20 protein-coding genes are annotated in these 19,747 nt (G+C 32.9%); 5 read left to right on the forward strand and 15 right to left on the reverse strand.

What is annotated here, in order from left to right; all coding sequences use genetic code 11:
* Nucleotides 1–7 precede the first annotated feature (7 nt).
* The 9 genes from MHH85_RS11685 to MHH85_RS11725 all read right to left on the reverse strand — a co-directional run bounded on the left by MHH85_RS11685 (nt 8) and on the right by MHH85_RS11725 (nt 9,849).
* Nucleotides 8–325 (reverse strand): hypothetical protein, encoded by a 318-nt coding sequence (locus MHH85_RS11685; protein ID WP_340707204.1) that lies wholly within the window; start codon nt 323–325, stop codon nt 8–10.
* Nucleotides 326–918: 593 nt separating this feature from the next.
* Complete coding sequence (locus MHH85_RS11690) at nt 919–2,097, reverse strand: M24 family metallopeptidase (protein WP_340707205.1); 1,179 nt, start codon at nt 2,095–2,097, stop codon at nt 919–921.
* On the reverse strand, nt 2,078–3,022 hold the full coding sequence (locus MHH85_RS11695; RefSeq protein ID WP_340708163.1) for an ABC transporter ATP-binding protein: 945 nt from the start codon (nt 3,020–3,022) through the stop codon (nt 2,078–2,080). The genes MHH85_RS11690 and MHH85_RS11695 overlap by 20 nt, the downstream gene beginning before the upstream one ends.
* Before the next feature lie 34 nt (nt 3,023–3,056).
* Nucleotides 3,057–4,070, reverse strand: coding sequence for an ABC transporter ATP-binding protein (locus MHH85_RS11700; protein WP_340708164.1), 1,014 nt, complete (start codon nt 4,068–4,070; stop codon nt 3,057–3,059).
* 18 nt (nt 4,071–4,088) lie between these two features.
* Nucleotides 4,089–4,997, reverse strand: coding sequence for an ABC transporter permease (locus MHH85_RS11705; RefSeq protein ID WP_340707206.1), 909 nt, complete (start codon nt 4,995–4,997; stop codon nt 4,089–4,091).
* 8 nt (nt 4,998–5,005) lie between these two features.
* Nucleotides 5,006–5,923 carry an ABC transporter permease gene (locus MHH85_RS11710; RefSeq protein WP_193739277.1) on the reverse strand — a complete coding sequence of 306 codons (918 nt, stop codon included), beginning with the start codon at nt 5,921–5,923 and terminating at the stop codon, nt 5,006–5,008.
* Nucleotides 5,924–6,022: 99 nt separating this feature from the next.
* Nucleotides 6,023–7,573 (reverse strand): ABC transporter substrate-binding protein, encoded by a 1,551-nt coding sequence (locus MHH85_RS11715; RefSeq protein WP_340707207.1) that lies wholly within the window; start codon nt 7,571–7,573, stop codon nt 6,023–6,025.
* 16 nt (nt 7,574–7,589) lie between these two features.
* Nucleotides 7,590–8,024, reverse strand: a complete 435-nt coding sequence (locus MHH85_RS11720; protein WP_340707208.1) for a MarR family winged helix-turn-helix transcriptional regulator — start codon at nt 8,022–8,024, stop codon at nt 7,590–7,592.
* 355 nt (nt 8,025–8,379) lie between these two features.
* Nucleotides 8,380–9,849 carry a UDP-N-acetylmuramoyl-L-alanyl-D-glutamate--2,6-diaminopimelate ligase gene (locus MHH85_RS11725; protein WP_340707209.1) on the reverse strand — a complete coding sequence of 490 codons (1,470 nt, stop codon included), beginning with the start codon at nt 9,847–9,849 and terminating at the stop codon, nt 8,380–8,382.
* Nucleotides 9,850–10,120: 271 nt separating this feature from the next.
* On the opposite strand from MHH85_RS11725, the gene MHH85_RS11730 reads away from it, so the two are divergent.
* The 4 genes from MHH85_RS11730 (at nt 10,121) to MHH85_RS11745 (ending at nt 13,614) form a co-directional block, all read left to right on the forward strand.
* Nucleotides 10,121–10,651, forward strand: coding sequence for a GNAT family N-acetyltransferase (locus MHH85_RS11730; RefSeq protein WP_340707210.1), 531 nt, complete (start codon nt 10,121–10,123; stop codon nt 10,649–10,651).
* A gap of 276 nt (nt 10,652–10,927) precedes the next feature.
* The gene (locus MHH85_RS11735; protein ID WP_340707211.1) at nt 10,928–11,914 is read left to right on the forward strand and encodes an alpha/beta fold hydrolase; all 987 of its coding nucleotides are present in this window, start codon (nt 10,928–10,930) and stop codon (nt 11,912–11,914) included.
* 33 nt (nt 11,915–11,947) lie between these two features.
* Nucleotides 11,948–12,619 carry a response regulator transcription factor gene (locus MHH85_RS11740; RefSeq protein ID WP_340707212.1) on the forward strand — a complete coding sequence of 224 codons (672 nt, stop codon included), beginning with the start codon at nt 11,948–11,950 and terminating at the stop codon, nt 12,617–12,619.
* Nucleotides 12,616–13,614 carry a sensor histidine kinase gene (locus tag MHH85_RS11745; RefSeq protein ID WP_340707213.1) on the forward strand — a complete coding sequence of 333 codons (999 nt, stop codon included), beginning with the start codon at nt 12,616–12,618 and terminating at the stop codon, nt 13,612–13,614. Before MHH85_RS11740 ends, MHH85_RS11745 begins: the two co-directional genes overlap by 4 nt.
* A gap of 86 nt (nt 13,615–13,700) precedes the next feature.
* On the opposite strand, the gene MHH85_RS11750 is transcribed toward MHH85_RS11745, so the two are convergent.
* On the reverse strand, nt 13,701–13,895 hold the full coding sequence (locus tag MHH85_RS11750) for a YwbE family protein (protein WP_038189444.1): 195 nt from the start codon (nt 13,893–13,895) through the stop codon (nt 13,701–13,703).
* A gap of 494 nt (nt 13,896–14,389) precedes the next feature.
* Nucleotides 14,390–14,911, reverse strand: coding sequence for a dihydrofolate reductase family protein (locus tag MHH85_RS11755; protein WP_340707214.1), 522 nt, complete (start codon nt 14,909–14,911; stop codon nt 14,390–14,392).
* A 116-nt stretch (nt 14,912–15,027) separates the two neighbouring features.
* On the opposite strand from MHH85_RS11755, the gene MHH85_RS11760 reads away from it, so the two are divergent.
* Nucleotides 15,028–15,969 carry a helix-turn-helix transcriptional regulator gene (locus MHH85_RS11760; RefSeq protein WP_340707215.1) on the forward strand — a complete coding sequence of 314 codons (942 nt, stop codon included), beginning with the start codon at nt 15,028–15,030 and terminating at the stop codon, nt 15,967–15,969.
* A gap of 141 nt (nt 15,970–16,110) precedes the next feature.
* On the opposite strand, the gene MHH85_RS11765 is transcribed toward MHH85_RS11760, so the two are convergent.
* The 4 genes from MHH85_RS11765 to MHH85_RS11780 form a co-directional block, all read right to left on the reverse strand.
* Nucleotides 16,111–17,526 carry an amidase gene (locus MHH85_RS11765; RefSeq protein ID WP_403979822.1) on the reverse strand — a complete coding sequence of 472 codons (1,416 nt, stop codon included), beginning with the start codon at nt 17,524–17,526 and terminating at the stop codon, nt 16,111–16,113.
* Entirely contained in the window at nt 17,519–17,704 is a 186-nt protein-coding gene (locus tag MHH85_RS11770) for a hypothetical protein (RefSeq protein WP_193739267.1), read from the reverse strand. Before MHH85_RS11770 ends, MHH85_RS11765 begins: the two co-directional genes overlap by 8 nt.
* 416 nt (nt 17,705–18,120) lie before the next feature.
* Complete coding sequence (locus tag MHH85_RS11775) at nt 18,121–18,990, reverse strand: DUF4097 family beta strand repeat-containing protein (RefSeq protein WP_340707217.1); 870 nt, start codon at nt 18,988–18,990, stop codon at nt 18,121–18,123.
* An 18-nt stretch (nt 18,991–19,008) separates the two neighbouring features.
* On the reverse strand, nt 19,009–19,713 hold the full coding sequence (locus MHH85_RS11780) for an ABC transporter permease (protein WP_053416862.1): 705 nt from the start codon (nt 19,711–19,713) through the stop codon (nt 19,009–19,011).
* Nucleotides 19,714–19,747 lie beyond the last annotated feature (34 nt).

Here is a 19,747-nt window from a genome sequence, read left to right on the forward strand (position 1 = left end):
ATTTATTCTATGAAGATATTAATAAAACAAAACTAATGAAGATCCATAAGGTTCCCCAAATGATTGCACGCTTCACACTTACTAGTGCAGACATAAAATTCAGTAATAAAAAAGCTAGCATTAATACAAAGTAACTACGAATTAAATTCGATAATCCTTCTTGTTTGGCTATAAAAAGATTAATCAACACCAGAATTCCTATAATAAAAATTAAACCTAAGCATAACATCTGAAAAAGTCTATTCTCAAAGACTTTTTCAATTCCAAAAGCAATCGTAATGATTATCGAAAGGGTTACACTCGTATATAATAAAACTTCACTCATTTATTTCATCCTTAATAAAATTATATATATTTATAATCTTTCTTTTCCTCCAAAAAATAGAAATGAAGTAAACTTACACTCTAACAAATATAAATACTTATTCTTTATAATTAAATATACCCCACTTTTTATTACAAAAATAAGTATAATTTGTTGAATTTTTATTTATGTAGTAAATTTTTATCATTATACACCTTTTTCAGTGTAATTTATCCCTGTTTTTATAAAAAAATATGTTTTTGGAAGTATTTCAATAATGGTAATTAAACAGATAATTATAAAATTTTGTAGAAAAAACATAAAAACTCTATAGAATTATAATGAAATCACAGTAGTTAAGTGTTTAGTGGAATCGGAGAAATTGCTAGTTTATTTCTGTTTGAGATGGAATTTATCAGGTTAGAAGTTGCATAGGAATGACATGTATATCGCTCATGTATCACTACTTGTTTTGTACCACGAAAATTGAGTGAATAGCACACTTCAAATGTTAACCGTCAGTTATTCAAATGATTAATGGACGTATATTCAGCATTTTGAATATAGATTGTAAAAAAACACTTGACCAAAACATGGCCAAGTGTAAAGTAATATCAACAAATTAGAGACTGCAAATCTCTAGGATAATATGTTAACATTTCGATACCTTCGTCAGTGACAAGAACCGTATCTGAATGTCTGAATCCTCCTAGTCCCTTTACATAAATTCCAGGTTCCACAGTAAATACCATTCCAGGCTTTATTTCCGTATGATCTCCTAAATCAAAGAATGGTGCTTCATGACCAAGTAATCCAATATTGTGACCTGTATGATGGCTGGTTAGTTCTGTTATGCCAGCTTCTTTAAAATATTTTTGAACCGACTCTTCAACTGCGGAGCATGGTATACCAGGTTTTATTGCTGAAAACGCCACTTCTTGTGCTTCATACATGTATTGGAAATATCTCTCTTGTTCTTTGTTTGCTTCTTCTACAAACATAACTCTCTCCAATTCACTCGTATAACCAAAGACGTCAGAAGCAGCTCCAGTTACTAAAGTATCACCTTTTTTCAGCACAATATTTTGAGTTACAGCATGCGGAAATGCGGATTGTGGTCCAATTTGGCCTCTGAAAATAGCATAAGCAGTATTTCCGTGAGGCTTATATTCTTGCCCTAATGTTTCAATCATTGCCATAGTAGCTTCCATAGAAGCTCTGCTAGTAATCTCAATCTCGCTCAATCCGGCTTTAGTATACTTTTGCAATAATCGATGTGCTAAATTACCCCAACGACAAGATTCTTTAATTAGCTCAATTTCATTTTTAGATTTAATATAACGCATTTCCTCTATAACACCTTTTAATGTTACAAATTCTTTGACGGTAATTATTGCATCAACCGACTGACCACGATAGCCCATTGATGAACCATACCCAATAGCATCATAGCCTACTGTTTTATTTTCAAATCCGTACTCCTTTAATACTTCCTTTAAGTACTCCATTGGATGTTTAATTCCTGGATATTCCGGATATGAGTGAACAAAATCTACAACTCCGTATTCTTCAGCATGTTCATGCTCCAAAGCAGGTACAAATAAGTGAACATTTTGGTTAGGATCTATAAATACCCCGATTGGTCTCTCAGTTGGGTGGAAATGAAAACCAGTTAAATAAAAGATATCTGTTACTGAAAACACGATCGCAGCATCACAATTTTTTTCAACTAATTTCCCAAAAAACTTTTGTTGGCGGTCTTTAAATTCATACTTAGGAATGGCTAATAGCATACGTAATTTCCCCCTTGTTTTGGCTATATAAATGGCAATTTACCGTGTGACCTTTTTCAAATTCAGTTTGATCTGGTAACTCTGTTTTGCATATCTCCATTGCGAATGGGCACCTTGGATGAAACGTACATCCAGATGGCGGGTTTGCCGGACTAGGCACATCCCCTTTCAAAATAATTCTTTCTTTCTTTTCTTTTGGATGAGTTATCGGTACTGCAGATATTAGGGCTTGGGTATATGGATGCTTCGGATTATTAAACAAATCTTCTGTTTTCGCAATCTCCACGATTTTACCCAAGTACATAACTGCTACACGGTCAGTCATATGCTGAATAACGCTTAAATCGTGCGAAATAAACAAATAAGTTAAGCCAAATTCTTTCTGTAGCTCGAGCATCAGATTGATTACTTGTGATTGTACTGATACATCTAAAGCAGATACTGGTTCATCTGCAATAATAAAATCTGGCTGAAGTATCATCGCTCGTGCAATCCCAATTCGCTGTCTTTGACCACCAGAAAATTCATGAGGATACCGGTCCAAATGATACTCAGATAATCCAACTATCTGAAGTATCGAAATAACCTTTTGTAAAGATTCTTTTTTGTCAAATTTGCTATGAACCTTTAATGGTTCCATCAATATTTGACGGATACTTTTTTTCGGATTAAGTGAAGCATATGGGTCTTGAAATACCATTTGCATATGTTTTCGAAGAGAGCGCATTTTCTCATACGGTAATAAAGCTAAATTTGTTCCGTTGAATAAAACTTCTCCATCAGTTGGTTCAGTCAATCTTAATATCGCCCTGCCTGTTGTTGATTTACCACATCCAGACTCACCCACCAATGCAAAGGTTTCCCCTTTCATTACCGTAAAGTTCACATCATCCACAGCTCTTACTACAATTTTTTCTTTGAACATTCCCTGGGAAATTTCATAATACTTTTTTAAATTCTTAACTGATAACAGTACTTGATTCTCCAATGCGCTTCACCTCCATTCCCTCTGGATCCTGAAGCCAACATTTGCTAATATGCTTTCCCTTTTGAAAAGATGGAGGAGTTTCTGTCAAACATTTTCCAAATACAAATGGGCATCTATTTGCGAATACACAACCTTCTTTAATTTCAGAGGGTTTTGGTACTTGTCCTTGGATGGAAAACAGTTTACTCTTTCTTTTATTATTTGATGGCAATGATTGTATAAGTCCTTGGGTATATGGGTGCAAAGGTTGATCGAATAATTCATTTACTTCTGCCTCCTCTACCACTTCACCAGCATACATTACGACTACACGATCACACATTTCTGCAACAACACTTAAATCATGGGTAATCAGTATTAAACTCATATCATTCTTTCTTTTAATATTTTTCAGCAACTCTAATATCTGGGCTTGTATCGTAACATCTAAAGCTGTTGTAGGTTCATCTGCAATCATGAGCTTAGGCTGACACAACAAAGCAAGTGAAATCATCACCCTTTGTCTCATCCCTCCAGACAATTGATGTGGATATTCATCGATAATCTGCTCAGCTCTCGGAAGACCCACCTGCTTTAAAACTGCAATAATCGTTTCTCGTATTTTAGATTTAGACATCTTCTTATGTTGCCTTAAAGGTTCGCTCAGTTGTTTACCAATTGTAAATACAGGATTCAAGGAAGTCATGGGTTCTTGGAATATCATTGAAATCTCATTCCCGCGTAGTTTGCGAAACTCTCTTTCAGTTAATTTCGATAAATCTCTATCATTGAATAGAATTTCTCCAGAAACAATTTCGCTAGTTTTATGAGGGAGAAGTCCCATAACAGATAGGGATGTCACACTTTTCCCGCATCCTGACTCACCCACAATCCCGAGGGTTTCTCCTTTATTCACATGAAAATATACACCTCTTATAGGTTGGATATTTTCTTTGCCATTATTAAATTGAATACGTAAGTCTTTTACTTGCAAGATTTTTTCCATCACAATCATCCCTCCTTGCTATTCACCCTTCAATTCCGTATCCAATGTATCACGGAGCCAATCTCCAAAAAGGTTAACACCCAGAGCAGTAATCATAATGGCGATTCCCGGAAATGTGATAAGCCACCACGAACTGAAAATATAATCCTTACCTTCATTCAACATATTGCCCCATGCTGGTTCTGGAGGTTGAACACCAAAACCCAAGAAACTTACAGAGGCTTCTGCAATAATATAAGTCCCAATTTGAAGGGAAGACAGGATAATAATTGGTGTAAATAAGTTAGGAAGAATGTGTTTGAACAATATCCCAAATTTTGAAACACCGGTTGCCACACATGCAGTTATAAATTCTTGTTCACGTAATGCAAGAACTTCGCTCCGAATGACACGGGCAAAAATAACCCAGCCTCCAATTGCTAGTGAGATAATGATATTTCGAAGACCTGATCCTATAATGGCGTTAATTACTAAAACCAATAGAATAAAAGGAAAACTTAATTGGACATCAACAATACGCATTAATACAACATCAACCCATCCCCTAAAGTAGCCTGAGATGATTCCAACAATTGTTCCAAATGTACCAGCAATAAGCACAGTACTTAAACCTATAATTACGGATATTTTTGCTCCCATAATTATTCTAGAAAATATATCTCTTCCTAACTGATCCGTTCCTAACAGATGGCCTCCAGTCATAGGAGGTAACAACTTTTTACTGAAATCTGCAAGAAGAGGATCAAAAGGAACAATCCACTGACCGAAAATGCTTATTAATAGCAAGATTAATATAATGATAAATCCAATAATTCCTGTCCAACTTCTCATTAGATTTAAGAAAAACGCTGTTATTGCCGATTGTTTATTTTTTCTAACACTCCGTATCTTTGTTGTATGAGGTACTTTTGGAAAATCTACTGTCATTCACTCACCTACTTTACTCGAATTTGCGGATTAACATATGCGTACAATATATCCGCAATGAAATTAATCACTGCATAAATTAGGGCTACGATAAATACTCCAGCAAGTACGATTGGAAAATCTCTATTCATAAGGGATTGCATTAATAACCTTCCAACCCCTGGCCATGCAAAAACGACTTCTGTAATAACAGCCCCACCAAGCAAGGTACCTAAATCAAGCGCTACCAACGTGATAATTGGAATTAGTGAATTTTTAAGTGCGTATCGCCCCACTAATCGAGTAGTCGGCACCCCGGAAGCCTTCGCAGTTCGGATATAATCTTTTCTTAACACATCCAACATGGTGGATCTAGTGAAGCGAGTAAACCTTGCTACGCTATAAGCCGCTAGAGTTATCATCGGAAGAATCAAATGTACTATTGAACCTGCACCACCTGAAGGAAGTATGTTAAGTTGAGCAGCAAAAAAGTAGATGAGTATTAGACCTAGCCAAAAACTTGGGACAGCTTGACCTAGTACAGTTAAAGCGACACTAATTCTGTCAAAAACTGAATTTCTTTTATAAGCAGAAAGTACTCCTAGCGGAATGGCAATCAATAAGGAAAGAATTAATGCTGATATTGCTAACTGAAATGTAGCAGGTAAACGACTCAATACAAGTGGTAGAGCATCTTCTCTACTACGTAAAGATTGCCCAAAATCACCTTGTACCGCATTCACCATAAATTCCCCATATTGAATATATATTGGACGATCAAACCCCAACATTTCTCTATATTCCTCAATTTGTTCCCTTGAAGCATCTGGGGGTAAGAACAAAGCTGTTGGGTCACCAGATAAACGTATTAGAAAAAATACAACTGTAAGCGCTAATAAAACAACAACCACTACTTGAATCAGTCTTTTGATTATAAAATCAAGCATACTCAACCCCCTTAAATCAGATAAATATTTATTACCTATTTAATAAAAGAGAGGGAAACAACAAATCCCTCTTAATTCGTCCAATTAATAATAGAATTTTTAATTCCATGACATCTCATACGCTTGCATTTTCTCATCCACTCGAGCTTTGAAATTCAAGTCTTTTCGGACAGCATATAAGTCTGCCTGTTGCCATAAAGGAACCCAAGCAGCTTTTTTAACTAAACTATTTTGAAGTTCAGCAAATCCATCAAGTCTTTCCTCTTCATTAAACAAAGCGGTTGTTTTATAAATTTTTGTTTCAATGTCTTTGTCATAAAAACTGCTGTACGGTGCAACTTTTGTGAAGAGATCTTCAATTGTAGATTGCGGATCGAATGCTGGACCCCATCCTAGAATAAACATGTCACCCATTTCTCTATTTCTTATTTTTTCCAAATGTGCTCCCCACTCGTTCACTTGAACATTGACCTTCACACCAATTCGCTGTAATTGAGCAGCAATAGCTTGAGCAACTTGGGAGTCCATGGGATAACGACCATTTGGTGTATCCAACGTTAAAGTTAAAGATTCAGATTCATATCCTGCTTCTTTCAATAAGCTTTTTGCCTTTTCTTTATCGTAATCATAGCCTTTGGTTTCAATGTAGGCTGAATTTATTTCTGAAAGCGGACCTGTCATTTTTGTCCCATGGCCATTCAAAACCGAATTGAGTAATTCATCTACATCCACCGCATAATTTAATGCTTGACGAACTTTTTCATTTTTTAGTGGACCATCAAAAAAAGTGTTTAAAGCAAGGTAATTAATACGTGCTGATGCAACTTCTTCTACTTTCGATTTATCGTCACCTTTAATTTTCGCAACTGAATCCACTGGAATATTTTTAAACAAATCTACTTCTCCACTTAAGAAAGCAGATAAACGTGAACTATATTCTGGGATATAACGGAACTCCAATGTCTTAATTTGTGGTTTCCCTTGCCAATAATCCTCAAAAGCTTCTAATTTCAAGTAGTTATCTCTAGACCATTCAACAAATTTATAGGCTCCAGTTCCTACTGGTTTTTTTGCTGCTATTTCCGTTCCTACTTCGTTAACATAGCCTGGTTCCATTATTAGTAAATCTTCAGCAATACGTTGAATTATGCCTGGGAAAGGCTTACTTGTTTTAATCTCAACTTCCAACGGTGAAATAACTTTCACTTCTTTCACGTCCACCCATCGAGATTTATAAAATGATTTATTCGCATCGTCCAAGATGTAGTCAATGCTGAATTTGACTGAATTGGCATCGAAATCAGCTCCATTATGAAATTTGACTCCTTCTTTTAAATTCAATTTCCAAGTCAATTCATCTACGTTTTCCCATTTTTCAGCAAGCTCAGGGACGAATTCCCCAGATTGACCATCCCGACCAATAAGGGCATCATAGACATTACGAATTTGTGTGTCAGTTACATAATTAACGTCTGTATTTGCCATTAAAGTTCCAGCATCGGCTTCAAATGCAATGACAAGGCTATCTTTTTTTGATGAGGAAGTGTTACCTTCTTTACCTGAATTACTCGTCCCTGCCGTACCCTCAGTACAAGCAGATAACATTAACAATAAACTTAATGCTAATAAAACAAAGATGCTTTTTTTCATATAACGATGCTCCCCCTTATTGAGTTTTTGAATATAATATTTCTTCGATTTTTTTCATCGATTCAACTACGATTTCGATTTCTTCTTCAGAAATTTTATCAATCATACTTTGAACAGTGTTACTAGCTTTATCAGCAAGTGTTTTTAATGCCTCCTCTCCTATATCTGTGAGCTCTATATGTTGAATACGACGATCCAATTCAGAAAGCTTCTTTGCTATAAGACCATCTCGTTCAAAATGTTTAAGAATTCTACTAATATAACTTTTGTCTAATAGAAAATAATTTGATAAATATGCTGCTGTACAGTCTTTCTTGTTGGAGATTTCAAATAGAATTAATGCTTCCGTAGCTGAATAAGGACTTTCATCAGTGTATATATTAAAAAGACCCATATGACGTGTGTAAAAACGATTAAACTTTTTTATATCTTGTATTATTTTTTCGCTCATTTCTAAATTTTCATCCTATTCTGAATTTTAAATTTACTTTAAATTAGAAAGTGGCTTTAGTCAACTATTATTTATATTAAAACTAGCAAATACACATTATAATTATTTTCATAAATAAAAAACCCCTTTTGATTAAATTTCAATCAAAAGGAGTTTTTAACATGCTCTAATTAAATTTAATAAGTTTATTTATTTCAGTTGATGCGTTATACATTTTTGGACAAAATATTTTAAAATTATTTAATTTTTGAGAAAGCTTATATTTACATCGTTTAGGAAAATTGCATCTCGTTTTATACCTCAAATTCCAATTGCATTTAACAATATCAATTTCTTTCAAGTTGTTGATTCTCCATTAATGAAGCGGCTCAAATCCTCCATTTGTTTCTTGATCAATTTGTTGAAAAAGAAACTCGACTGTTTCCTTATCAGAGGCAGTTGGCAAACGAAATTTTTGTTGGTAATCTTCTGCCCCTTTGCCTGTTATACAAACCCAATCTCCTTTATGGGCATGCTCTAATACCTCTTTTATCGCTATTGTTCGATCAGAAATGACATAGCCTCCATCTCTTAATGCATAGAGAGCCTGCTCCATTTCTTCATAAGGGACATCATTCAAATCATCCAATGTCAGAATATGAACATCGCTTATTTCTTTGGAAACACTAACCATATCCCGTCTTTTTTCCTTATCCCTGTCTCCTCTAAACCCAAAGACGTGAAAAACACGATTAGCTCCTTCCTCTCTTGCTGTTTGAAGACATTGATAAAAAGCATCTGCTGTATGAGCATAATCTATTACAACCGTAGCTCCATTAGGATGTTGTAGCATTTCAAATCTACCGGGTACTCCCGGAAATTTTTCTAATGCATAAACAACTTTTTGTTGTGGAATACCTATCAATAAAGCAGTTAAAAAAGCCATAGAAGCATTTAGGATATTATGTTTGCCTAATATGTTGAGGCTTAATTCCACACTTTGATTTCCTTTAAAAGAAACTGTCGATATACCTGACTGTAAATGAATGATTTGTAGGTCATGGTAACTTTGGTCGCCTACCAAAAATACTTGATACCCTTTTGAAGTTAAGAGATCTGCTAGCTTTTTCCCCCAATTGTCCATTTGATTTATAATAGCTAATCCATTTGGCTTTAATTGATCAAACAAGCTTGCTTTCACAGAGAAGTAAGCTTCCATATCTTTATGATAATCAAGGTGTTCTTTATCTAAATTTGTAAATAAACAATAATCAAACTCCACACCCTCTACTCGATATTGAGATAGACCGTGTGATGAAACTTCCATTATGATAAATTCATCTTCACTCATGGCAATTTGCTTTTGAAGTTCTAGTGCATCGGGGGTAGTATTGACAGAAGGTAAGGGTTTTCCATTAACAACATTCTGGACTGTACCAAATAAAGAACACGATCTTCCGCAGTTTTCCAAAATATACTTAAGCATATAGGTAGTTGTGGTTTTACCATTCGTGCCAGTAATTCCAATTACAATTTTATTTCGTGAAGGGTTACCATAAAATTGACACGCCATTTGTGCTAGTGCTAAACGACTGTTTGATACTCGAACATAAGGTACGACCAAGTCTTTCAAGTCTTTCTCTCCAACCACTACACTCGCTCCCGCTTGAATAGCGGCATCTATAAACTGATGACCGTCTACACGAAAACCTGGAATTGCAACAAAAATGTCGTCAGGACGTACTAAAGAAGAATTTGTCGCGATTCCTTTTATATCTACATCAATATCAAGAAGATGTGAATTCACAGCTTTATCTACATGTTCCAAAAGTATGTTTAATTTCATTACGGCTCACTCCTAGGTTGCAAAACGAGTCATTTAATCCACGCATTTTATTTATGACCTATTGTGAAATATTTATACTAAAAAGGCGCTCTGATAAGTGAGCACCTTTTACTGAAAACTATAATTTTTTATAAAAAAAGCGAACAATTTTGTTTCATCAAATGCAATGTGTTTTATAAACAAGACCGCTTACATACAGATTGAACACTATAAGAATTATGCTAAACTAAAGGTCTATATAAGAAAAGCTATGTATTTAGGAGTTGTAAAAATGAACATAACAATTAGACAAGAACAATCTTCAGATTATAGAGTTACAGAAGATGTTGTACAAAAAGCATTTGGGAACATGGAATTTAGTGATAAAACAGAACATGAGCTAGTAGGTCGTTTAAGAAAATCGGATGCGTTTATCCCTCAATTATCTATTGTCGCGCTTGATAATGATGAGGTTATAGGGCATATTCTCATAACAAAGATTAATATAATCCACGAGGATCAATCTTCAGAATCTCTTGCACTTGCCCCAGTTTCTGTATTACCTGAATATCAAAATAAAGGCATTGGCAAGCTTTTAATAAACACTTCACTAGAAAAAGCAAAAGAACTTGGCTACAATTCCGTTGTCGTATTAGGACACCCAGACTATTATCCGAAATTCGGATTTAAAAAAGCATCAACATGGAAAATTAAAGCACCTTTTGAAGTGCCAGATGAGGCATTTATGGCATTAGAATTAAGTGATAACGCACTTAGTAATGTTTCAGGTGTAGTTGAATACTCAAGTGCATTTTTGGGATAAGATATTCAACAGAATAAACATTGTATAGCTATCTCCCATTGGATTTTTATTATCTAATGGGTTTTTTTGTGAAAAAAATCCATTAGAAATTGTATTATTGTGGTAATGTAATTACAACATTGTTCTATTTTTCATATTGTATTTTTTCAGTGAGCAATCCAATAATCATCTCACCTAGTTTCTCTTTGGTAAATCATGAAAATTAATTACTAGAAAATTTATTAGAAATTTATTTTTATATTATATCCTTTCAATATCAATCGAAAGGAGAATTCTATGCGAAAAATATTTAAAGTATTAAAAAAACTATTTGTTCTGTTCATTATCCTTATGATACTAGTAACCGTATCGATTTTTACCTATCATAATTATTTATTAAAGAAAGAGTCGGCACTAATTAAAAATGCAGGTACGTTAGTCGATTTTAATAGTAAAAAAATTAATGTTTACATCGAAGGTAGAGGTGAGGATACGTATGTATTTATGCCCGGCTCCGGGGTAGCTGCTCCTGTATATGAAATGAAAGGTCTTTACAGTAAATTCTCAAAAGAAAATAAAATTGCTGTAATTAATAGAGCTGGATATGGTCACAGTGATGTTTTTAACGATAACAGAAATATTGATACTATATTAGAACAAACTAGAAGCTCACTTATTCAGAGTGGAAATAAACCTCCATATATATTAGTCCCACACTCTTTATCTGGATTAGAAGCTATTTACTGGGCACAAAAATACCCAAATGAAGTGAAAGGAATCATTGCTTTAGATATTGGTTTACCAAAACAATATGTAACTCATAAAATGAGCCTAGTTGATTCATTAACAGTAAGAGGAATGAATCTTTTATCGAAAATGGGTTTTCATCGACTCTTTCCTTCTTTAACATTTAATCCCGAAGTAATTAAACAGTCTTTTTTAACTGAAGATGAAAAAGAAGTATTTAAAGCCATTTCATATAAACAGTTTTTTAATAACAATATGGAACAAGAATTGTTACAGGTATACGAAAATGGTAAAAAATCAGTTGCCCTACCGATACCAACAGAAACACCTATTTTATTTTTAGATGCGATTACTGAAGAAAATAAAAACTCGAAATATACAAAGCAGAAAAATAAAGATTATAAGGAGTTTGCAGAACAACTTTTAATATCAGATGTGATTACTATGGAAGGTAAACACAGCATTTATTTATATTCTCCGGATGATATATATAACCTTGCTAAGGATTTTATTAATAATAAAGTTGAGAAAGATTAGCTGATTTAAATTTTGATAATGGAAGGTAAAATAATGAAAGAATATAACATATTAATTGTTGAAGACGATCTTATGATTGGTCATTTACTACAGAAGATTTTACGACGCGAAGAGTATAATGTTTGTTGGAAAACAGACAGTAAAGAAGTACTAGATGTAATCCATAAAATAGACTTAGTTATAATGGATGTCATGTTACCTGGTGAAGATGGTTATCAAATTACCAAAAAAATAAAAAACTTAGGCTTAAATATCCCGATTATTTTTCTATCAGCAAGACAGGATATTGATAGCAAACTTCAAGGATTGACAGTTGGAGAAGATTATATGACAAAGCCATTTGATCCTAGAGAGTTGTTACTAAGAATGCAAAAAATGCTAGAGAATCAGTACGGTACTTTTACACAAATCAAACATTTGTATATTGATGCGGAACTTACTAGGGTTTTTAATAAAAACTTAACAAGCGAAGTTTCTTTTACTTCTATTGAAAGAAAAATATTCTTTTATTTATATGATAATAGAGATCGAATTTTGACAAAAGAACATTTCTTTAATTATTTATGGCCACTTGATGATAGAAATCAAAATATCATAAACGTACACATGAAAAAAATTAGAACAAAGCTTAATGATATAAATGGTGAGATTATACAAAACATTTATGGAGAAGGGTATAGATTAAATACCTATATAAAAAAATGAAATTAAAAAAGAAATATCAAATATTACTATTTTCTGCAATTATTAGTGTGCCCTTTTTGTTACTAGTGATTAGTGTGCTTATGTCAATAATTTATAACGCTATTTTTAAATCAAAACATCGAGACATCCCTTTTCATGAATCTTTTGCGTATCCAACCATGCTGTTCGTATTTTTGATCTCCTTATTTTTGCTTGCCTTTTTATTTTCGAGATCTATTAACTCATTATTAAATAAAATTAATATTTTGAATAAAACCATTCGAGAATTAGCTAGTGATGAAAAAATCCCTGAAAAAATAGTAGTTAATAGAGATGATGAAATAGGTGAACTAATCAAGTCTGTAAATATATTAATCGAAAGAACAACGTATAGAGAATTAGAACTAAAGCAAAAAGAAGAAACAAAAAAAGAACTTTTAAATAAATTAAGGCATGATATTAATACACCGTTAACTACCGTTAGATTACAATTATTTTATCTAGAAGATCAATTTACCGATCAAGTACCTATACTAGAATCACTCTACCAACAAATACAATACATTTCTGATTTAACAAATGAACTGAATATTAATTCTACTGAATCGTTGGAGAATTCTTATATCCTAAATGATGAAGTGAATATGAATAATTTATTAGAAATCATGTGCAAGAAGTGGGGTTATTTGTATAGCATTCATGATATTGATTTGATTTATAGCTCACAAATTATAGATTTCACTTGGATAAGTAACGATTTGTGGATTCAAAGATTGTTCGATAATATTTTCCAAAATACTTTAAAACATTCAAATGCAACAAAACTAGAAATTATCGTAGACAATAATATTATTTCATTCCAAGATAATGGAATTGGTTTCAATACCGATGGTAATAATACAGGGCTAGGTTTAAAAATTATTGAAGATATAGCTAGGTCATTGAATATAAAATATACTTTACAGTCAAATCAAAATGGAACGTTATACAGTTTTACAACAGAATACAATGAATAAAGCCATGACAATATAGCATTTGTTTTCAAAACTAATTCAAAATAAAAAGCTGGGATGACCATATCAGTCATTCCCAGCTTTTTAATTTATTCGATGATGTCACATACACGGCCAATTTGACCATCTGTAAGACGAACTTTAATACCATGAGGATGGAAAGAAGAATTCGTCAATAAATCCTTTACGACACCTCTCGTTTTAATACCTGTTCGTTGATCTTTCTTCAAGATAATATCTACGACAAGTCCAGGTTTTACGTCACTTCGATTTTGTCCGTTCATTTGAAAATTCCCTTCTCTACTGCTTTGATGATTCATCTAGTATAGCATAACGCTTTTAATGGATGGATAACAGATAGCTATATACTATGTAGAGTTTTATTTCACATATAAGTCACATCAATTATTTCCAAGATTAATCTTAATGACAAAATAATAAAGCTTACGAAAAATGACGAAGACAAAAACCTGCGATTACAACAACATCTATAAATATTGAAATTACTCCATAATTAAACAAAAAAGAACGCTATATTATAAATTCTGTACTTGAAATCATGTATTCTACATCCGCTTGTTTTAAAGTTATTGTTTATTGCTTATTTCGACATTTTGTTTGATAATAGATATTAATAGAAAAGCTCTAAATAAAACCATTAATTACTGATTATGTATATTTATGCATATTAATCAAAATACGATAGGACACTTTCTATAATTGATAGAAGTGCCCTGTTCTTAATAATATTTTAAAATAACAAACGAATAAATACTAGTTATTTCACTATATAATGTATATGGACAAATTGTCCAAAACGTTTTGTATCTATTAAAGTCAAATTGATCTGTGGGTTATTTTCTTTAAATAATGGAATGCCAGACCCTAATATATGGGGTGTGACAGTTATAATATATTCGTCAATTAGATTTTCTTTAATAAAAGCATCGAGTATACCCGAACCACCAACCATCCAAATTTTAGCGCCTTCTTGTTGTTTTAATTTTTTAGTAAACTCAACTACATCTTCTTTTACAAAATCTACATATTCAGTTGAACCTTGTTCAGAGGTAGTAAATACATAGTTTTTCTTATCAGGATATGGAAATGCATCAGCGTGTTCCATAACGTAGTCATATGTTCTTTTACCCATAATCGTTGTATCAATTGTTTCATACATTGCTGCATATCCATTGTCACCCTCCCCTTCAACTTCTTCTAACCACTGCAGATCATCATCTTCCGTAGCAATAAATCCATCTAAACTAACGCCAATATATAAAATAATTTCTCGTGCCATCATCTTGTCTCCTTTTATTTTTAGTTTATCCCTTATTGATAAAATCATTAGGTATAAACTATACTAACGTTAAAACATGACAAGTAATGGCATAGTTAAAAAGAAAAGGTGAAAAAATGTCAAAAGCGAAGCGTCTACTAGATATTCTTATGTTTGCCAATGCAAAACGAAAGTTCACTGCACAAGAAATAGCGGATGAATTTAAAATTTCCATTCGTACAGTTCATCGATATATATTGGACTTGAGCGATATGGGTTTACCAATTTATGCTGTGCAAGGTCGGAACGGAGGATATACAGTTTTATCAAATAGACTGCTTCCTCCGATTTTATTTACAGAGGAAGAAGCTGTTTCAATATTCTTTGCTTTTCAATCTCTAAATTATTATCGCAACTTGCCTTTTGATACAGAAATCAGCTCAGTTGAAAATAAATTATATAGTTCACTTCCGAATGATGCTAAAGTGAAAGTCGATAAGATTCGATCTTATATCGCTTTTTGGAACCCTAAAAGGACAATTGATACACCATTATTAAAGGATGTATTAGAAGCTTCTATTGAAAATAGAAATTTACATATTCAATATGAGTCTAAGACAGGCATGAAAGCAAAACATATTCGCCCTATCGGTGTGTATGCTCATGACGGACTATGGTATTTGCCTGCTTATGATTTTAGTAAGCAGAAAATTTTACTGCATCGTCTAGATCGTATTCTTTCAATTTTATCCACTGAAAATAATGAAGATGAGTTCATGAATTTAGAAGAATGGTTTAGCTCAAATGAAGTAAAAAGACCAATTCGATTGCATGTAATTTTATCAATTGAGGGTGTACTTCAATGTAAAAGTGTACCTAGTTTTGAAGGGCTTGTAGAAACTAAAGAAGATGGAACAGGATATATCGACTCTGACATTGACCAAGGTGAGATTTCTTTTATTACCCCGTTATTTTTTAGACTTGGAAAAGATGCGCGAGTATTAGAACCACAGAAATTAATAGATGACTTGCATTTAAAAGCTAAAGAAATATTAACTATATATCAAGGTAATAAGTAAAGTCATTTGTGTTATTATTCTCTTTTCAAAGACCCTTTCTTCAAATAACCAGTAACTAACCTCATCAAACGTACAAAAAAGCAGAAGCAAAAATGCTCCTGCTTTTACTACTTATTATTAAAAATCAATTTGTGTTTTGCTTTATGCGTTAGTAAAAATAAGTGGTTTTCTTCCCTTTAAAGGTTGAGTTTGCTCAATAGCATAGCCCACATTTAATACTCTACCTTCACTGAAAGCTGGACCCATAATTTGTATTCCTACTGGCATATCACCTTTAAAACCACAAGGTACTGATAATGCAGGTAAACCCGTTAAATTCCCTGGACCAGTAAAACGAATAATATTATCTATTAAATCTACTTTTTTACCATTCAAATCTGCAAAACTTTCACCTATAGTTGGCGCAATAATCGGCAGCGTTGGTGATATTAATACATCAACCTTTTCAAATACATCATTAAATTCTTGTTTTAACTGTCTTCTAACTTGCTGTGCTTGTAAATAATCAACAGCCGAAGGAAGCTCACCTAATTCAAATAAGAATCGAATATCATCACCAAAATCAGCTGGTCTGTTCATTAAATCTGAATGATGTATAGCTGAAGCTTCTGATAAAGAAGTAACTAATTCAGCCCATTCAGAATGTTGAAGAGTAGGAATTTTAACCGTTTCTACTTTAGCTCCTTGATCTACCAGTTTTTGAATACTAGCACGAACAAGTTTATTAATATCCTCATCTACTTGATTAAAGAAGTAATCTTCATTAATTCCAATTACTAAATCCTTCACATCTCCTGTAACTTGTCCTAAATAGTTATCAATAGAGACATTTACAGAAGTAGGATCATTTCTGTCATAACCAGAAATGATTTCTAACATCCCTGCTGCATCTTTAACTGTTTTTGTCATTGGTCCAATATGATCCAGTGACCAAGCAAGTGGATAGCAACCATACTTACTAACTCGTCCATGTGTTGGCTTAAGACCTACAATACCACATGCAGATGAAGGAATACGTATAGACCCCGCAGTATCAGTCCCTAACGAGGCAATACTAGCACCTACTGCTACAGCAGCTCCTGAACCACCACTTGACCCCCCAGGAATTTTGTCTAAATTCCAAGGATTTCTTACAGGACCATAGTGTGGATTATTATTTGTTATCCCCCATGCATATTCGTGCATGCTGAGTTTCCCAGTAAAAATAACACCAGCTTCTCTTAATTTTCTAACTACCGTAGCATCGTAATCAGAAACAAAATCCTTATGAATTTTTGAAGACATTGTCGTTACTTTATCTTTAAAATATAAATTATCTTTAAGAGCAATTGGCATACCATGATACATCCCACGATAATTACCTTGCACAATTTCCTGTTCTGCTTTTTTAGCAGCTTCTACTGCTTCTTCTCTATAAAAAGCCATATATGAGTTAATCTTGTCCTGACTTTTTTCAGCATGATCTAGGACAGCTTTTGTGAGCTCAACTGGCGATAATGTTTTATTTTTAATTAACGGTGCAAGTTCATCAACTGACTTCAAAATTAGATCATTCATCAATGTGGTCACCTCCAGGAATATTCTTCAGACTAATGTCAGCATCGTCAATATTAACTCCCTCTAAGTTCCCTCTTAGCGCTTGTATACCTTCCCATTTCACTTGCAAACTTTCAAAATGGTCTTTCTTTACTGGAATCCCCTTGTTCTCTAACAATTCTTGAATCGACAATGACAAACGAATCACTCTCCTCAAAATTATTCATATATCTCAATAAGTCTATGACCTAATAAGATTGGACCAAAGTTTCTTTAAAGTAGAAAGAAAATATACGATTAATAATAGAATAGTAACCTCAAATAAGGATTATTTTATTAAAAATACGCTATGATAAAATCAAATCATTACCTTTAAATCAAATAATTCACAATTTTCTAAATCAACTTAAACATTACATGATTGGTAGATTATTGTCAATTCGATAAAGTTTTTTATTCACCTAATAAATAAAACTATTAATCGCTACTACATTAACTGATGTTTACAAAAAAAATAAACTAAGAGCTGACACAGCTTTTAGTCTACTTTTCAACTAATATTTTTTTTATAGAGGATAGCATCAATAGCTCATTTAATATAATGTTGTTTTCTATTTATTTTACATTGATAGTGCCATACTCACTTAAGAGCTCCAATCGATTGGATCCGTCACCAATTGTACCTACTTTTGATTTTTCAGTATCCGTTTCTAATTTCAAACTATCTAAATTTAGTGTTATATCAGATGAATTACTATTTGAGGTAAGTTTCAAAGAGGTCGGAACTTCTTTATAGGCCACAGTAATATCTCCTGACTTTGTTTCTACGAGTAATGTCTTTCCTTCTACTGCATCTTTCACTGACACTTCACCATCTACTGAAGTAATATTCATATTTGGGCTATTCACATTCATTAAATAGTTATCACCAGAAGTAGAAGCTACTGATAAATTCTTTAACGAACTTTCTTTCAAACTTAGTTCACCTTCTTTTGACGTAAATCTTCCTTTCTCCGCTGACAGTCCTTCAATTTTTTCCGTACCTGAGTCGTTTGATATCACTATGTTTTTAGTCTTAATATCATTCATTTTTATATCACCAAAGATATTATTTACTGTGAGCGTATCTAAAGCGTTCTGTGGGATTGAAAGATGAATAATTCCTTTTTTTCCAAAGCTGAAGTTATCAGTAAACCCACCCTCTTCATTTTGCTGACTAATTATTATCCTCATGCCTTTGTTTTTGATTGTGACAGGATTTTTCTTTTTGTCTTTTTGTTTACCTTCAACTGTGACAGTTAGTTTGTTTGTTTCACTGTTTTCCAACTCAAGATCCCAAGATTCATTGTTAATAACTACTTCTTTTATTCCCTCAATATCAAATGATTTTTCTTCTTGAAATTTATCCCCTCTTTTATCCATGACACTTAAGAGAAATCCAAAAATAGCGATTAACATAATAGATGTTATAATGAATTTTTTCACTTCTTTTCCTCATTCCTTTTAAACCAAATCTATTTTTTCAACTTTATGATAAGAGAGATAGCCGATTAAAAGTCCTAGAAGACATAGTGTAATTGGAACAACAATGAATTGTATAAGACTAACCTGAGTTCCACCACTTGATACATTTCCATTTATTAAGAAGCTAATTATTACGGCCGAGGTAATGGTTGTAGCAGTTGATTTTTTTCTCATTCCAAAGTACAGAGGAATCAGGCTTACTCCAGCAATCATAAAAGCGCTAATAAAAGTTGTTGGAACTGTTGCAACTATTTCACTCAAACTCATTGGTGTTGCAAAGAATCCTAAAATTGGATTTAAAAAATAAATTATCACACTAATGATTAAAGTAGCGATGATAATACTAAAAAAACAGAATCCAAAGACAATTGATAGCTTTGCTTGCATTAATCTTTTTCGTTTTAGCGGGTAGCTAAACAATAATTGAATCGTTTTATTCCTGTATTCATCTATTACTAATCGTGATAAAATGACACTTGAAAAAATTATAAATACGATTCTAATGAAAATATTTGTTAAAGACATGAATTCAGCATAATTTCGAAACATAAGATCATCTTCTACTTTAGATCCCCACGCCATTAAACAAACAGCAGCTAAGATCCCCAATATACAAAATACTAACCCTTTAAAATAACTGGATAACTGATTTTTTTTCCATTCCAGTTTCATAAGTTTCAACATGACGATTACCTCCAAGAAAGATTTAAGAAATACT

Source organism: Viridibacillus sp. FSL E2-0187 (assembly GCF_038006425.1).
GTDB lineage: Bacteria > Bacillota > Bacilli > Bacillales_A > Planococcaceae > Viridibacillus > Viridibacillus arvi.

What these genes read in the sequence shown, in the direction of transcription:
- MHH85_RS11685 (WP_340707204.1), bottom strand. Translation starts at nt 325, where the DNA reads ATGAGTGAAGTTTTATTATATACGAGTGTAACCCTTTCGATAATCATT.
- MHH85_RS11690 (WP_340707205.1), bottom strand. Translation starts at nt 2,097, where the DNA reads ATGCTATTAGCCATTCCTAAGTATGAATTTAAAGACCGCCAACAAAAG.
- MHH85_RS11695 (WP_340708163.1), bottom strand. Translation starts at nt 3,022, where the DNA reads ATGTTCAAAGAAAAAATTGTAGTAAGAGCTGTGGATGATGTGAACTTT.
- MHH85_RS11700 (WP_340708164.1), bottom strand. Translation starts at nt 4,070, where the DNA reads ATGGAAAAAATCTTGCAAGTAAAAGACTTACGTATTCAATTTAATAAT.
- MHH85_RS11705 (WP_340707206.1), bottom strand. Translation starts at nt 4,997, where the DNA reads ATGACAGTAGATTTTCCAAAAGTACCTCATACAACAAAGATACGGAGT.
- MHH85_RS11710 (WP_193739277.1), bottom strand. Translation starts at nt 5,923, where the DNA reads ATGCTTGATTTTATAATCAAAAGACTGATTCAAGTAGTGGTTGTTGTT.
- MHH85_RS11715 (WP_340707207.1), bottom strand. Translation starts at nt 7,573, where the DNA reads ATGAAAAAAAGCATCTTTGTTTTATTAGCATTAAGTTTATTGTTAATG.
- MHH85_RS11720 (WP_340707208.1), bottom strand. Translation starts at nt 8,024, where the DNA reads ATGAGCGAAAAAATAATACAAGATATAAAAAAGTTTAATCGTTTTTAC.
- MHH85_RS11725 (WP_340707209.1), bottom strand. Translation starts at nt 9,849, where the DNA reads ATGAAATTAAACATACTTTTGGAACATGTAGATAAAGCTGTGAATTCA.
- MHH85_RS11730 (WP_340707210.1), top strand. Translation starts at nt 10,121, where the DNA reads ATGAACATAACAATTAGACAAGAACAATCTTCAGATTATAGAGTTACA.
- MHH85_RS11735 (WP_340707211.1), top strand. Translation starts at nt 10,928, where the DNA reads ATGCGAAAAATATTTAAAGTATTAAAAAAACTATTTGTTCTGTTCATT.
- MHH85_RS11740 (WP_340707212.1), top strand. Translation starts at nt 11,948, where the DNA reads ATGAAAGAATATAACATATTAATTGTTGAAGACGATCTTATGATTGGT.
- MHH85_RS11745 (WP_340707213.1), top strand. Translation starts at nt 12,616, where the DNA reads ATGAAATTAAAAAAGAAATATCAAATATTACTATTTTCTGCAATTATT.
- MHH85_RS11750 (WP_038189444.1), bottom strand. Translation starts at nt 13,895, where the DNA reads ATGAACGGACAAAATCGAAGTGACGTAAAACCTGGACTTGTCGTAGAT.
- MHH85_RS11755 (WP_340707214.1), bottom strand. Translation starts at nt 14,911, where the DNA reads ATGGCACGAGAAATTATTTTATATATTGGCGTTAGTTTAGATGGATTT.
- MHH85_RS11760 (WP_340707215.1), top strand. Translation starts at nt 15,028, where the DNA reads ATGTCAAAAGCGAAGCGTCTACTAGATATTCTTATGTTTGCCAATGCA.
- MHH85_RS11765 (WP_403979822.1), bottom strand. Translation starts at nt 17,526, where the DNA reads ATGAATGATCTAATTTTGAAGTCAGTTGATGAACTTGCACCGTTAATT.
- MHH85_RS11780 (WP_053416862.1), bottom strand. Translation starts at nt 19,713, where the DNA reads ATGTTGAAACTTATGAAACTGGAATGGAAAAAAAATCAGTTATCCAGT.